The sequence below is a fragment of the Bacillus pretiosus genome (assembly GCF_051294775.1).
Classification (GTDB): Bacteria; Bacillota; Bacilli; order Bacillales; family Bacillaceae_G; genus Bacillus_A; species Bacillus_A wiedmannii.
Genome location: NZ_JBPPHF010000009.1, coordinates 25,317 through 39,338, shown reverse-complemented (window position 1 = coordinate 39,338; position 14,022 = coordinate 25,317). Strand labels below are relative to the sequence as shown.

General features: G+C 34.1%; 12 protein-coding genes. 8 read left to right on the top strand and 4 right to left on the bottom strand.

Going from position 1 to position 14,022, the window contains the following annotated elements:
- The first annotated feature begins 58 nt into the window (after positions 1-58).
- The gene (locus ACSG5Z_RS27625) at positions 59-1,564 is read left to right on the top strand and encodes a DL-endopeptidase inhibitor IseA family protein (RefSeq protein ID WP_435712648.1); all 1,506 of its coding nucleotides are present in this window, start codon (positions 59-61) and stop codon (positions 1,562-1,564) included.
- A gap of 35 nt (positions 1,565-1,599) precedes the next feature.
- Here ACSG5Z_RS27625 and ACSG5Z_RS27620 read toward each other — a convergent pair whose 3' ends face one another.
- Positions 1,600-3,249: a DUF2334 domain-containing protein gene (locus ACSG5Z_RS27620; RefSeq protein WP_435712633.1), complete on the bottom strand. Its 1,650-nt coding sequence runs from the start codon at positions 3,247-3,249 to the stop codon at positions 1,600-1,602.
- Positions 3,250-3,499: 250 nt separating this feature from the next.
- On the opposite strand from ACSG5Z_RS27620, the gene ACSG5Z_RS27615 reads away from it, so the two are divergent.
- Entirely contained in the window at positions 3,500-4,033 is a 534-nt protein-coding gene (locus ACSG5Z_RS27615; RefSeq protein ID WP_137012874.1) for a transglycosylase SLT domain-containing protein, read from the top strand.
- A gap of 11 nt (positions 4,034-4,044) precedes the next feature.
- Here the strand turns inward: ACSG5Z_RS27615 and ACSG5Z_RS27610 are convergent, their stop codons facing one another.
- Both ACSG5Z_RS27610 and ACSG5Z_RS27605 read right to left on the bottom strand, forming a co-directional pair.
- Positions 4,045-4,839 (bottom strand): DUF4931 domain-containing protein, encoded by a 795-nt coding sequence (locus tag ACSG5Z_RS27610; protein ID WP_435712632.1) that lies wholly within the window; start codon positions 4,837-4,839, stop codon positions 4,045-4,047.
- 134 nt (positions 4,840-4,973) lie between these two features.
- The gene (locus ACSG5Z_RS27605) at positions 4,974-5,102 is read right to left on the bottom strand and encodes a hypothetical protein (RefSeq protein WP_002006681.1); all 129 of its coding nucleotides are present in this window, start codon (positions 5,100-5,102) and stop codon (positions 4,974-4,976) included.
- A gap of 421 nt (positions 5,103-5,523) precedes the next feature.
- Between ACSG5Z_RS27605 and ACSG5Z_RS27600 the strand changes: the two genes are divergently transcribed.
- Together ACSG5Z_RS27600 and abc-f are read left to right on the top strand one after the other, a co-directional pair.
- Positions 5,524-5,658 (top strand): RAxF-45 family protein, encoded by a 135-nt coding sequence (locus ACSG5Z_RS27600; RefSeq protein ID WP_046956655.1) that lies wholly within the window; start codon positions 5,524-5,526, stop codon positions 5,656-5,658.
- 124 nt (positions 5,659-5,782) lie between these two features.
- Positions 5,783-7,663: a ribosomal protection-like ABC-F family protein gene (gene abc-f / locus ACSG5Z_RS27595; protein ID WP_435712631.1), complete on the top strand. Its 1,881-nt coding sequence runs from the start codon at positions 5,783-5,785 to the stop codon at positions 7,661-7,663.
- 242 nt (positions 7,664-7,905) lie between these two features.
- Here the strand turns inward: abc-f and ACSG5Z_RS27590 are convergent, their stop codons facing one another.
- Positions 7,906-8,103 carry a hypothetical protein gene (locus ACSG5Z_RS27590; protein ID WP_435712630.1) on the bottom strand — a complete coding sequence of 66 codons (198 nt, stop codon included), beginning with the start codon at positions 8,101-8,103 and terminating at the stop codon, positions 7,906-7,908.
- Between the two features lie 237 nt (positions 8,104-8,340).
- Between ACSG5Z_RS27590 and ACSG5Z_RS27585 the strand changes: the two genes are divergently transcribed.
- The 4 genes from ACSG5Z_RS27585 (at position 8,341) to opp4C (ending at position 14,014) form a co-directional block, all read left to right on the top strand.
- Complete coding sequence (locus tag ACSG5Z_RS27585; protein ID WP_435712629.1) at positions 8,341-10,041, top strand: ABC transporter substrate-binding protein; 1,701 nt, start codon at positions 8,341-8,343, stop codon at positions 10,039-10,041.
- Between the two features lie 244 nt (positions 10,042-10,285).
- A complete protein-coding gene (locus ACSG5Z_RS27580) occupies positions 10,286-12,013 on the top strand; it encodes an ABC transporter substrate-binding protein (RefSeq protein ID WP_048542902.1) in 1,728 nt (575 codons plus the stop codon).
- Between the two features lie 108 nt (positions 12,014-12,121).
- Complete coding sequence (locus ACSG5Z_RS27575) at positions 12,122-13,078, top strand: ABC transporter permease (protein WP_435712628.1); 957 nt, start codon at positions 12,122-12,124, stop codon at positions 13,076-13,078.
- A gap of 12 nt (positions 13,079-13,090) precedes the next feature.
- A complete protein-coding gene (gene opp4C / locus ACSG5Z_RS27570) occupies positions 13,091-14,014 on the top strand; it encodes an oligopeptide ABC transporter permease (protein WP_087984950.1) in 924 nt (307 codons plus the stop codon).
- Positions 14,015-14,022: the final 8 nt, after the last annotated feature.

Sequence of the window (14,022 nt, the reverse complement as noted above, 5' to 3'; positions counted from 1 at the left end):
TCTAATATTTTCTATAATTTATGATGTGTTTAATTTGATGAAGGAAGTTGGGAAGAAAATGGGGAAAGTAAATAAAAAAATAGCTATTACAATGATGAGCGGTGTACTTTCACTTGTAGCGTTTGGGTGTGAGGCAGAAAAAAAGGTTATAAATCCAAACACAACACAGGAAAAGAAGGAAGAACAAATTGATCCAGTAGTTGAAAAACAGATGAAAGAAAATGAGAAAAATGGGAATACGGTTGGAAACAGTTCTAATAAAGGGAAGATGGCAGAGGGTGATGGATGGGTTTACTATGCAGTAAATGGTGATAAAAATACAGGAGGCATTTATCGTACGAACGATCAATTCCAAACTTCGGAACGTGTAGTGGAAGGTGTAAATGCTTCTTACATAAATATAAAAAACAAAGCTTTATATTTTATTCATACGGATGAAGGTAAGAATGCTGGATTATCTTCTTTAATGAAGTATGACATATCTAGCAAAAAGTTAGACACGTTAAAAGTGGATACAAATTATGTTTATATAAAAGATCAAACTTTATTTTATCCAAAAAAATATTCTGAGCATGGTGGTTTTGATATTGTAGGAATAGTAAAAATGGATTTGAAAACGGGACAGGAAGAAGAAGCGGCATTTAAAAACTCAGGTTGGTCTCAAACGATAGACGATAGTATTCTACATTGGAATAAAAATCGTGGAACACAAGTGACAAAAGATAATAAAACTTGGTCAAAACAAAATTATGCAACAATATCTAGTGCTACTTATAATAATGAAAAATTATATGCTGTTGTCGACTTTTCGTTACCTTTTGAAACAAATGAAGCTGAGCATGGCATATATGAAATAGACATTCAACAAAATAACGAAAAGTTATTGGTAAAGGATGCTTTGCTGATGAATGTGAAAGGGGATACTTTTTATTATGTAAAAAAGGATGGAGTATATAAGAAGAAAATGAATGGTGGAAATGAAAAAGTAATTTATAATAAAGCCATTGAACCAACTAAATCCTATTTATATTTTGTAGCAGGAGATATGTATCTCTATACGGATAATGGAACTATTTTAAATTTAGATACAAAGAAATCAAATGAAGAAAAAGGTAAGAAATTAGCAGATGATGTTATGCTACAGAAAGTATGGAATGCACAGAAGGAACTTACTAATGTTCAAATGGCTGCACTAACAGGAAATCCAAAACGAGTAGGGGATTTTTCATACGGGGAATTAGTGAATCCTATTTATAATACGAAGGATACTTTAGAGACTACGCTATCTACGTACTTCTCAAAACCATTTATAGCGGAGTATATGAAGAGTAAGTATTTGAAAGAGTTAAATGGGAAAATGCACTATGCTATTGGAGATCCAGGATCAAAAGCAGCAACTAAATTTACAAAAATTATTTCTGCCGAGTTAAAGGATGGAAAAATAAAAGCGCAGGTAGAAACGTATAATGACTATGATAATGTAACGGAAAAAGAAGAAGTGGAATTTATTTATGAAAATAATCAATGGGTTATTAATAATATGCCACGTTTTAGTTTAAGTTAAAAAAACCACCAAGCAAAATGCTTGGTGGTTTTTTATTAAGATTCTAATTTTTTCCCACGTCTTAATAACAATAGAAAGACAATGATGAAGAAACCAAGTATAAGGAAGAATCCGTATTGTTTTATATAATCCATTACATCGCTTGCGCTCGTTGGTTTTTCAACGTGAATGCCGTCTTTATTAGTAGTGATATGAATATCTTTCATTTTCACTTCATTTGTTTCTTTTTGTAAATCAATCCATTCTATATTTGGGATGCTTTCTAGATCCTTTAGTACTTCTTTTAATGGTTTCACACCTAAGTAAGGATGATAGAATGCACCAATAACTCCATCGGATAATTTAGCAACAGATACAGCATTTTCTTTCATTTTAGCAATAGCATGTGGCTTATCTTCTTCAATAAAACCAACTGTTTCAGGCATTAATTTCATCCCCTGTAAAAATGATGGGGTACTTGTATAGAATGGTGAGTGCATGGATTTCCAAGTTGTATCACTTAACTGTAGTTGTCCTACATAAGTTGAAAAGTACCTTGATAATATTTCATATCCTTTTTGAGACATCGTGTAATGAGGTGCTTCAAATGCGACAGGATATAGTTTGGCATCTACAAGTTCTTGAATGCCTTTTTCAATATGCTCAGTTGTATATTTTTCTTCAAATTCTTCCCCTTTTTTTACGTATGCATTATATGCTTCGATATTAGGAAAGTCATCTGTTGTTTTTGGTTCTTCATGCTTCGGTTGACGAATTGGTTGGTCTGTTTTTACGTCCCAAAATTCAAAACCTTCTCCAGTTTCACTATCATAAAATTGGTGCGTATAACCATGCATAATAATTGCTGCACCATCATCTTGCATAGAGCGTAAAAGATCGACTAGTTCGGGTTTATCTTTTAAATGCAGTGTTTTACCTGTATCAGGATCTTTATATACAGGAATAACAGTAATCATGTAAGGAATCTTTTTCTCTTTTAGTAATTCAGCAATTTCTTTTAATTGATTTATATCTGCGGCCGGATGAACGTCCTCAAGACGCAAATAAGCCTCTACTTTATTTGTCGTTGGCTTTTGTCCAAAGTAAGAAAATAACATTTCACCAACGTAATGAGACATCCAATCAAAGAGGTGTGGCGTTGCGACGTAATAAGATGTTTCATGCTGAACGATTAGTGGGTTCTTGCTATTTGAAGTTACAGCGTTAGCAAGAACAGTTCCATTTGTATCAAAAGATTGAATCAATCGTTCCTCTTCTAAAGTATTTTTAAGCTTATGGCTTGGATATTCGATTTTATTAACTCGTATATCATCAGCCTTTAGGTTAATGAAAGAAAAGCGATGAGATAATTGTTCAACATTTTGTCCTAAAACTAATATTGGGCCTGAGAAATTTTCTAGAAGTTGCTTTGTTTCAATAGGAAACTCTTCTTTTTGTTCACCGATATAAACAATATGTGTATAAGAAGATGAATTAGTAATTTCATTAGCCTTTTTTAAACTTTTCGTAGTTATATCGTTTGTAAAATGTCCTAATTGGGTATTAAGGATTTGAATATTATTTGTAATTTTATCGTCTTGTGTACTGTATAAAACAAGTACTTTTGGTTTTGATGATGTTTGTGCAGAGGTGTGGATAGGGATAAGTAGTAAAATGCTGAACAAGAGTATGATGCACTTTTTCATTTGGTCTGCTCCTATTCTATATGTAGAGTTCAAATTACAATTATATACAAAAAATACGTTGTAGTCTATGAAAGTTACATTTTTGCACGTATTTACCAGCTGTTTTTTCACAAAATCGGTCTAAAGCATGATGATAATATATATAGTTATTTGCTATGATAAAAGGGTAAGAGAATGATAGAATGTGGGTAATTGTAAAGGGAGGAAGGCTGAAAGGGGACAAATTTCAGCGGAGAAAGAGGTAGTGGTAGTGAAGAAATTCTTTGTAGGATTTTTAGTTGTTCTTGGGGTGTACTTATATTTCCAAGGAAAGTCTGAAGGAATGGACAAGTTAGTGAATGAGACAAGCTATGTTGACTCAGAAGAAGCAAAACAAATGAAACAAATTATTATAGAGGAAGCAAAGAAAGTCAATCTTCCAGAATGGATACCTCTTACAATTGCTGAACATGAAAGCCGGTTAAATCCAAGAAGTATTGGAGATAACGGAACTTCATTCGGACTATTTCAATTGCACCGTGGCGGTGGGCTTGCACCAGATCATTTAACTGATGAAGAGTTGAAAGATCCGCGCACAAATGCGCAAATTGCAATGCCGCATTTAATGAAAGGATATAAGCGCGGGGTGCAAAAAGGTTTGACTGATTTTGCATTATTAAAATATGTAGCAAATACATCTGGATGGCCAGGTAATTTGGGTCCAGAGTGGACGGATAATAATATGAAGTATAACGTCGGGTTAGAGGATGTGTACTATCGAAATAAAGGCGTAATAAAAGAGTAGGTTTTTTATACCTACTCTGTTTTTTTATGAGTAAATTCGTCGTCTTGTTTTGTGAAATACGCTGCTAGTTGTATTTTCACGTCTTCTAGTTTTGTAGAAACTTGCGGTATTTTATATCCTACATACAACGGCGAAACGACAAACCTAGGAACAACTTTACAAATGATTTTTCCGTTGAAGTAATAGAAGAATAAGTTATAACTACTACATCCTTTATGGAAATCTGTCAGTATGTAACGTACAGTTTGCTGAATATAATTTGCTAGTTCATCTATGCATCCAATATCTTCAATGATGATATTAAATTCAGTAAAACCGATAATAGGACGATCTGAAATATTGAGTTCAATGCGTTCGTTTTTTTGTACAATTACTCCTCGGAAGTTGTCCTGTTCTACGTTACCGAGATAGTCTACATATTTCATTCCGATAATCTGCATGTGTGCATGATGCAAACTCCCGCCTGAGAATGGACCGTGATTTTTGTATAAAATCACAGATGTGAATTCTTCATTCTTCTGTAAGTCTAACCAATGTTTAATGGAGAAACGAATTAGCGATCTCATATGTTCTTCTGTATATGTCGCAATGTGGTCTTTACAATTATCGGTTTCGATTAGCACCGTTTGAAATGTATCTTTTAATGTAGGGAATTTGTTTTTTAGCCAAATAATTGAGCCCTCAGTTGCTAAAATATCCGTTAAATTTTCTCTGTCACAAAAAGGACATGCAGCGCTTCTATTCCGAATGCTTTCTGGTTTTTGTTTGCCAATATCGTTTAAAAAGTATAGTTGTTGTGTATCCATTTGTATATATGCCCCTTTAAAATATGTGTAAAAATCCCGCTTAATACATTCGGGAAAAGGAGAAGGAAATCCTTTAAAAGGAATAGGAAAAATAAAAGACAAGATATCCTCATTACAATAGGGTACCTTGTCTTTTATTTTTTCTTTAATAATGTGTATGGATAATATAAATCATTTTTATTATGTTTCTTTTTTCTATTTTTTATTGTGTATAAGGCAATTGCTGTACTTGCGATTACAATAATGGCTTTCTTCATATTCATTTACCCCTTTTTTATTGTTGGTTTAATTCTTGGCTAACTGCTTTTGCATCAACTAGAGCATGTAAAATCATTTTTACCATGTTCATCATATTCCTTCACTCCTTTTTATAGTTCATTTAGTTCTTTTACAACTGCTTGTCCGTTCACTAATACCTCAAAGATTGCTTTTACGATTTCTTTCATCATGATCGTTTCCTCCTTTTGTTTGGCTCTCTTGTTTACATCTTTATTGTATAGGGAGGCATCTTTTCGTACTATCGCTTTCTATTACGTGAACATAACAGTTTTGTAAGATTTGATGTCACTTATTGAAATGTTTAGTCTATCTTCATTATTTTCAGAAAAATGACTATTCAAACATGAAATGGGAAAGTATAATAAAGAAGTAAGTATTAAATTCCGTACGAAAGAGGTGAATGAGATGAAACGTTCTTTAGCTGCACGTGCCAAATTTTTAGATTATATCTATTTTTGTCGTGCGATTTTTCATGATGTAGTTGTTAACGGGATACGTCTGTCCTTTTTTAACAATTGCATAGTAGCTATTGAACGATAGAAATCTCTTCACCCATTTTTAATAAACGTGTGAAAAGGGAGCTATTTGGCTTCCTTTTTCTATGTCGAAAACCATGGGGAATGTTTCTTTCCCATGGTTTTTTATATTGAAAGGAGTATGGAAAATGACAATTTGTAGTGTAAATAATGTAACGAAATCTTTTGGTGGAAACATCATATTTGAAAATATATCGCTTGAAATAAAGAATGGTGAACGTGTTGGATTAGTTGGTCGTAACGGTAGTGGGAAGACAACAATCTTTCAGCTTCTAACTGGAATGGAAAGTTTAGATGTAGGAGCCATTCATATGAAGAAAGGTACACGTATTGGTCATGTGGCACAAATTCCGAAATTTGATGAAGGTATGACTGTATATGATGTATTGAGTTCCGCTTTTAAAACAGAAAAGGAATTAGAAAGAGAAATGCGTGCTTTAGAAAAAAATATGGCGGAAGAACTGGAACCGTCTGCTTTACAAAAATTAATGGAGAGATACGGAGTAATTCAAGAAAAGTTTGCGTTTCTCGGTGGTTATGAAATAGAAGCGAACTTGATGAAGGTAGCAAATGGTCTACAGGTGACAGAACTATTTCCACGATCATTTTTGGAGTTAAGTGGTGGGGAACAAACAAAGGTAAGCCTTGCATACATGCTATTGCAGAAACCAGATTTACTTCTATTAGATGAACCAACCAATCATTTAGACTTATTAGCCGTAGAGTGGCTAGAGCAATTTTTAAAAGAATACAATGGAACAGTTATGGTCATTTCACATGATCGCTATTTCCTTGATGAAGTTGTAACGAAGATTTTTGATTTAGAAGATGGAGAGATTCACGTGTATCATACGAACTATTCTCAGTTTGTTGACGAAAAGGAAGAACGGTTGCTTCAGGAGTTTCAGGCTTATCAAGAACAGCAAAAGAAAATAAAGAAAATGAAAGAAGCAATTAAGCGACTACGTGAATGGGCAAATCAGGCGAATCCTCCGAATGAAGGATTGCATAAGAGAGCGAGAAGTATGGAACGTGCACTGGAACGTATAGAGAAACTAAAGAAACCTATTTTAGAACGAAAACAAATGGGACTTCAATTTGAAGGGCAAGAGAGAAGTGGGAAAGACGTTGTTGTAATGAAAGAAGTGAGTAAAGGTTTTGCTGGCCATCCTTTATTTAACGAAGTGAATTTACATGTTCGTTTTCAAGAGCGTGCGGCGATCGTTGGCCGTAATGGTACAGGAAAGACAACGCTACTAAAGTTATTATTAGAAGAAATAAAACCAGATGCTGGAGAAATTCGAATTGGTAGTAGTGTGAAAATCGGTTATTTATCACAGCATGCGTACGGAAATATGAAGAGTAATGTATTAGAGGCTTTCAGGGAATATGTAGCTGTAACAGAGGGAGAAGCGAGACATATATTAGCTAAGTTTTTATTTTATGGTCCAGCGGTGTTTAAGAAAGTAACGCAACTGAGCGGTGGAGAAAAAATGAGATTAAGACTTGCGCAACTTATGTATCAAGATATCAATTTTTTAATTTTAGATGAGCCGACAAACCATCTCGACATTGAATCAAGGGAAGTTTTAGAGGAAGCTCTTGAGCAATATAATGGGACGATTTTAGCTGTTTCACATGATCGTTATTTTTTAAATAAGTTATTTGAAAAGACGTATTGGATTGATGAGCATAAATTATTTGAGTTTGCAGGGAACTACGCATGGGCTCGTCAAAAGTGGGAAGAAAAGCTCGAGAAACAAGTAATAAAGCAGCAACGCCAAGGAAGAAAAAGTATGGCAACAGCTCCTGTAAAAAAGAAAGAAGTTAGGAATGTTGAGGATATTGAAACGGAGTTAATGCATGTAGAAGAAGATATATATATGCTTGAGTGTAAGATGGAACATGTATTTGATGTTGAAATGCTTGAACAATTGTATGAAGAAAAAACGAAGAAAGAGTTGTTACGAGCGGATTTATATAATGAGTTAGAGAATATTGTGGAGTAAAAAGTAGAAAGCGAATCCCTTCAGCTTTGCTGAAGGGATTCGCTTTTTTATACTGATATTTTACTTTAAGAGAAAAATAAAAATTGTGTTTCACGTGAAACAGTAAATTTGATACATCTTTGTTCCGTAATTTGCATAGATTGTAAAACATAAATGATATTAGTTTTTTTTGATCGGTTACTTATTTCCCGAGACATAAGTATGTGTAACAGCGAATCAGGATTGAAAATAAAAAAACAGAGTTACAGCTTTACACGCTGAACTCTGTTTTCTTTTTGTGTCGTATCTTCCCTTGTTGAAATGCTAATAGCGATCCCGAGCATAATAAAAAAAGCTAAAAAGAGGACGAACTTTGGGAAGAATGGGAATAGTAATAGCGCCCCGACTATCATAATTGTTAATAATACGTAGTGCAGGACGTATTGGAATAGGTTGTCCATGTTTTCGCCCCCTTTTTGGTAATTGGTTATTAGTAGTCTATGTTTCATATGGAACGAATAGAAGTGAATTTTTAATTTTTTAATAAGAAATAAAAGAGAGTGATTGACATGTTTAAAGGAAAGGAATAATCTTGAAATTAATTCATACTATTTTTATAGGAAAAATAAAGATAATTACAGGGAGGAGGCCTATGTTCCTACATCGATAAAAATTAGGAAGGTAAAGGTGAGAGGGCAATGAAAAATGTTTTTAAAGGAGCACTTGCTACATTTCTTAGTGTGTCAGTATTACTAGCCGGATGTGGTCATGAGGAAGCAAGTACAAATGAAGCCGAGAACGTACCAAAAGTAAAAGATGAATTTATTAAGGCGAGTGACAAAGCAAAAAGTCCTACAAAAGTAAATGAAAGAAAAGATACTTTTATAGTTGGAATGCCGAGTCCTGGAGGGATATTCCTTCCGCACTTTATGGAGAATGGATGGGATGGTAATATAACGCAAGCTATCTTCGCGCCCCTTGTTGGGCTGGATAAGGAAGGAAAGCCAATTCCAATATTAGCGAAAAAGTGGGAGATTTCGGAGGATCAGCTTACATATACATTCCATTTGAAAGATGATTTAAAGTTTAGTGATGGTTCACCGTTAACAGCAGATGATGTAGCATTTACATTAACGTTATTACATGATCCAACTTATAGTGGTGCGACTGATATAAGCCAAACAGCAATAAAAGGTGGGCAAGCTTATAAAGAAGGAAAGGCAACCTCTATTGAAGGAATTCAAATCATTGATCCGAAAACAATTACGATTACGACTGAAAAGGTAAATGCTCAAACATTATCATTAATCGGTGGAGAAGTAATATCTAAAGCTTATTATGGGAGAGAGTATAAACAAGGACACTTGGAGTACTTAAAAGAGTTATATGGAAAGCCGGTGGGAGCAGGAGCTTATAAATTGGATAAATATATTCCTGGTCAAGAGGTTCGATTTGTAGCAAATGAAAATTATTTTGAAGGAAAACCGAAGATTGAGCACTTTATTTATAAAATTACAAAGGGTGATACGAAGTTACAACAATTTCAAGCAGGAGAAGTAGATTATGATGGTTTTACGACAAACGTGGAGACCATTGAGCAATTAAAAGATTTAGGTTTTGCTAATATTAATGTGTATACAGGAAGCTCTTATGGCTACATTAAAATGAATTATAAGAAGCCATACTTTAAAGATAAACGTGTCCGCCAAGCATTTATTTATGGATTAGAGCGTCAAAAGGTTATTGATACGTATTTCCAAGGATATGCGTCACTCGTTAATGTACCGATTACGCCAGTTTCATGGGCGTATACAGAAGAGGGCATTAATAAATATGAGTATAATTTAGAGAAGGCGAAGAAATTACTGGATGAGGCTGGATGGAAAGCGGGTTCGGATGGAATTCGTGAAAAAGATGGACAAAAATTGAAAGTAAGTTATTTTGCCTCATCAGCAAGTAAAATAAATGATGTAATGATTCCTATGATGAAAGAAGATTATAAAAAGTTGGGTGTAGAGTTTAACCCAGAATATATGGACTTTAATACGATGATTTCAAAAGTGATAAAAGGTGATTATGATTTAGCGATGGTATCTACGCCAATGATTGATGATCCGAGCGGAACGATTGAAGAGTTTGTTTCAACAAGTAAACGAAATTATGATGGATATTATAATCCGAAAGTAGATGAATTAGCTAAGCAAGCATTAGAAACGTTGGATATTGAAAAGCGAAAAGAAATTTATAAAAAGTTATATCAAGAATTAAGCGAAGACCCGCCTGTAATCTTCTTGAATAATAGCAAAGTGGTGTCTGCACATAATGCACGAATTCAAGGATTACAAGAAGATAACTATAACGGTATTTTATTAAGTTTACCTAAATTAAAGATAGAATAATAATTTTGAAAAAATTCTAAAAATATTTATTTAGAAAGAATTGACAAAATATAACGGACGATATAAGCTAATAACCATAAAGTCTACCGGAAAGGTTGGAATAGGATTGTTACCCCTCAAAAACATCTATTTTTTTACGATTAAAACCGACTTTTCCGATTGGCTATAAAATGTTGCTGTGGGAGGCATACATAAGGCAAGCAATTCATAAGGTTTAATTATTAAAAAAGTTAGGGTGGGGACAATGAAGAAAAAGACAAAAAAATGGGCTGGTGTATTTTCAGTATTATTGAGTAGTTCGCTTGTGTTATCTGCTTGTGGGGGACAGGAAGATACGGCTTCTACAGAACCGGTAAAAAAGCAGGATTTAAAAGACGCTAAGATTGAATCAATCCCAGCTACAGATAAAAAGAAAAGTCCAGAGAAAGCAAATCAGCGAAAAGATACTTTTATTACAGCCATTTCTAAGCCAGGGGGAGTTTTCCTTCCGTATTTTCAAGATAATGGTTGGGATGGAAATGTAACATCTGTTATTTTTGCGTCACTAGTAACAACAGACAAACAAAGTAAACCTATTCCGGATCTTGCAGAAAAATGGGATATTTCTGCTGACCAGTTAACATATACATTCCATTTACGTAAAAACCTAAAATTTAGTGATGGTTCGCCTTTAACGGCGGAGGACGTAGCATTTACATTAACACTACTTCATGATAAAGCGTATGAAGGTGGAATGGATATTGCCCAGTATGCTGTTAAAGGTGGAAAAGAATATAAAGAAGGAAAAGCAACTTCTATTGAAGGAATTCAAGTTGTTGATCCACAGACAATTAAAATTACAACTGAAAAAGTTAATTCACAGGCGCTAACTAATTTAGGTGGCCCAGTGCTATCAAAAGCTTATTATGGAAAAGATTATAAACAAAATACAAGTTTAGACTATTTAAAAGCATTATATGGGCAACCAATTGCAGCGGGTCCATATAAATTTGAAAAATATGTTCCAGGTCAAGAAGTACGCTTTGTTGCTAATGAAAATTATTATGCAGGTAAACCAAAAATCAAAAACTTTATTTACAAAATCACATCAGGTGATACTGGATTCCAATTATTCCAAACAGGTGAACTGGACTATAGTGGATTTAGAGCAAATCCTGAGAATATAGACCAATTAAAAGGATTAGAGTTTGCAAATATTAATCTTGAGTCATCAAGTGATATTGCTTATATCTATGTAAATAATAAGAAATCGTATTTGAAAGATAAGAAGGTACGTCAAGCACTTACTTATGGATTAGACCGTAAGAAGTATGTGGATACAGCTTTACAAGGATATGGATCTGTTGCTAACGTACCAATTGCGCCAGTTTCATGGGCATATACAGAAGAAGGTATTAATAAATATCCACACGACGTAGAAAAGGCTAAAAAATTATTGGATGAGGCTGGTTGGAAAGTAGGTTCTGACGGGGTTCGTGAAAAAGATGGTCAAAAACTAAAATTAACATACTACGCATCAAATACAGGTAAAACAAATGATATCTTTATTCCAATTGCAAAAGAAAGTTACAAAGAAATCGGTGTTGAATTAAATCCAGAGTTGATGGACTTTAATACGATGCTTTCAAAAGTAGGAAAAGGTGACTACGATTTAGCGGCAGTTTCAACACCAGGAATTAGTGATCCAAGTGAAGTTGTAAGTGATTACTTATCAACTAATCCAAAAAGTGATACGGGTTATAACAACCCGAAAGTAGATGACTTGATTGTAAAAGGTATAGGGACGACAGATATTGAAAAACGTAAAGCAATTTATAAAGAACTGTATAAAGAGTTAAGTGATGATCCACCAGTTATTTTATTAAACTATCGTAAACTACTTTATGCTCATAATGCACGTATAAAAGGAATTGATCCAGAAAAGTACGATAGCATTAGTTCCAACTTACCAGTGTTATCTATTGAACAATAAGGGTTGACCTAAATAATAGAAGGCGTTTTTTCATACAGCGATGGGATAGTAGCTGTTTTGAAAAAATGTTCTTCTATTTTTAAGTAAATAGGATTGGGGAGACAAAAGGTGAAAACATATATCGTTCGTAGGTTCCTTCAAATGATCCCTACATTGTTTGGTACATCTATTATTATTTTTTTCTTATTTGCACTTTTGCCGGGGGATTATATTGATTCAAATCCTAAGTTAACACCAGAGAGAGCTCAAGAGTTAAGGGAATTGTATGGCTTAAACAAACCAATTATTGAAAGATATTTTCAATGGTTAGTGAATGCTTTGCATGGTGATTTTGGATTTTCTCTACAGTATCAAGAACCTGTAACTTCATTACTTAATAAATTTATTTGGAATACATTTATCGTTGCTGTTGCAGCTTTATTTTTCACTTGGATTATTGCTCTTATTATTGGGGTTATTTCTGCAACAAGGCAGCACTCTTGGTTTGATAGATTGGTAACAATCGGTGTCTTTGCAGCAATGTCATTTCCATCATTCTTTATCGGATTATTTTTAATTAAATTATTAGCAGTTGATTTAAAGTTATTACCTATTGGTGGCATGATTGATATTGGAAGTAACTCAACAGGAATAGCATACATATTAGAAGTATTACGTCATATGATTCTACCTGTATTTATTTTAACGCTTCTTGGTGTAGGATCATTAACACGATATTTTAGAACTAGCATGTTGGATGTTGTTAGGCAAGATTATATTCGTACTGCTCGTGCAAAAGGTTTAAAAGAAAGAACCGTTATTTATAAACATGCATTGAAAAATGCAATTTTGCCAGCAATTACATTACTTGCTTTTGAATTACCTGGTTTATTTTCAGGAGCGATTATTATTGAACAGATTTTTAATTGGCCAGGGATTGGGAGTATTCAATTAGAAGCATTAAACTTCCGTGATTATACGGTATTAATGGCCTTTACAATGTTTCTTTCTTGTTTAACAATTATGGCTAATTTCTTAGCTGATATTGTATATGCGTTTGTTGATCCAAGAATTCGATTGAAGTAAGGGGGGAAAGATATGGAGACTATTACACCAATAATAGAGAAAAAGAAAGAACGAAAAAAGAGAAATGAATCATCACCATGGCGTCAAGCGTATAAAAAAATTAAGAAAAATAAGCTGGCACTGTGTGGCTTATACGTTTTAATATTTATGTTTTTATTTAGTTTTATCGGTCCAATCTTTTCGCCGTATGCTGATGGGAAAGTACAAGTAACACAAATTAATAAACCACCCAGCCTGTCACATTGGCTTGGAACAGACCAGTTGGGACGGGATATTTTAACTAGACTTATGCAAGCAGGGCGTATTTCATTAACAATTGGTTTAGCGTCGATGCTATTATCCGTTATACTAGGAGCTTTATTAGGAGCAATTGCTGGTTTTTATCGAGGGGTTGTAGATCATTTAATTATGCGTGTTGCGGATGTGTTAATGTCCATCCCGGGATTACCGCTACTTATTATAATGGGAGCAATTTTATCAGAATGGAAATTACCATCGGAATACCGTTTATATGTTGTAATGATTATTTTAAGTTTAGTAGGATGGCCAGGACTTGCCCGGCTTGTGAGAGGACAAATTTTAACATTGCGGGAGCAAGCCTTTATGCAAGCAGCAGATGTATTAGGATTAAAGGATTCTCGGAAAATTATTCATCATTTAATTCCTAACGTCTTTCCGTTGCTTATTGTTGTAGCAACTTTGGGTGTTGCAGGTTCAATTTTGAGTGAATCCGCGCTAAGTTACTTAGGTCTCGGCGTCGTCCCACCTACACCATCATGGGGGAATATGATTAGCGCAGCAAACTCATTAATTGATTTCCAAAAGCGGCCGTGGTTATGGATTCCGCCTGGTTTCGCAATCTTTATAACAGTTGTATCAATTAATTTACTTGGTGATGCACTTCGTGATGCGTTAGATCCAAAGATGAGACGGTAGGTGAGAAG

Coding starts and splice junctions, on each gene's coding strand:
- abc-f (WP_435712631.1), top strand. CDS start 5,783: ATGACAATTTGTAGTGTAAATAATGTAACGAAATCTTTTGGTGGAAAC.
- ACSG5Z_RS27605 (WP_002006681.1), bottom strand. CDS start 5,102: ATGAATATGAAGAAAGCCATTATTGTAATCGCAAGTACAGCAATTGCC.
- ACSG5Z_RS27610 (WP_435712632.1), bottom strand. CDS start 4,839: ATGGATACACAACAACTATACTTTTTAAACGATATTGGCAAACAAAAA.
- ACSG5Z_RS27580 (WP_048542902.1), top strand. CDS start 10,286: ATGAAGAAAAAGACAAAAAAATGGGCTGGTGTATTTTCAGTATTATTG.
- ACSG5Z_RS27600 (WP_046956655.1), top strand. CDS start 5,524: ATGAAACGTTCTTTAGCTGCACGTGCCAAATTTTTAGATTATATCTAT.
- ACSG5Z_RS27585 (WP_435712629.1), top strand. CDS start 8,341: ATGAAAAATGTTTTTAAAGGAGCACTTGCTACATTTCTTAGTGTGTCA.
- opp4C (WP_087984950.1), top strand. CDS start 13,091: ATGGAGACTATTACACCAATAATAGAGAAAAAGAAAGAACGAAAAAAG.
- ACSG5Z_RS27590 (WP_435712630.1), bottom strand. CDS start 8,103: ATGGACAACCTATTCCAATACGTCCTGCACTACGTATTATTAACAATT.
- ACSG5Z_RS27620 (WP_435712633.1), bottom strand. CDS start 3,249: ATGAAAAAGTGCATCATACTCTTGTTCAGCATTTTACTACTTATCCCT.
- ACSG5Z_RS27625 (WP_435712648.1), top strand. CDS start 59: ATGGGGAAAGTAAATAAAAAAATAGCTATTACAATGATGAGCGGTGTA.